This window comes from Vibrio sp. Y176 (assembly GCF_033438945.1).
In genome coordinates, this window is record NZ_JAWOQS010001253.1 from 1 (window position 1) to 506 (window position 506).

The following is a 506-nucleotide window of genomic DNA, read 5'->3' on the forward strand; positions in this document are numbered from 1 at the left end:
GTTCTCTGCTAGACGCAGTGCTTCAATACTTTTTATGGCATATTCGGATTCACGTTCGAAATACACGTTTAGCTTTGTTAAACCTAGTGCCCCAACACCGATAAGCAAAAAAGAAATTAGAACCTCAAGAAGGTTAAAACCTTTTTGTTTAGAGATCATTCCAAGAGCCCTTTTTCCAGCGTAAATTAATAATCGGATCCACGACCTCATCGATGTTATCTCGGTTGTATGCAAAATTTAGAGAGTTAACAAACTAAGCACTATAACCAGGACTATCTAACACTTGTCCCCCCGAAAAACTAAATGAGCCACGCTGCAGATAAACGACTTTATCTAGAGCAAGCGTGGGAAAGTTAGCCGCATCCCCAAAATGATCTTTGGCCTCGAACAAGTTCCAATGTGTATCTAAATCTGTAAGTGAATTAGTCGTAAGTTGATAGAGCATACCAGGGAATGTCATTGAACCATGTACAGCAAAAATACCATCTTGAACCACAAGTAATATT

The 506-nt window shown here is 39.1% G+C and carries 1 protein-coding gene and 1 pseudogene; both read right to left on the reverse strand.

Annotated elements, in window-relative coordinates:
• Nucleotides 1-159: prepilin-type N-terminal cleavage/methylation domain-containing protein (locus R7O13_RS31250; RefSeq protein WP_318305778.1), on the reverse strand; the 159-nt coding region annotated here is incomplete at its 3' end.
• A 94-nt stretch (nt 160-253) separates the two neighbouring features.
• Nucleotides 254-506 (reverse strand): annotated as a pseudogene (locus tag R7O13_RS31255) (hypothetical protein); the annotation flags it as partial.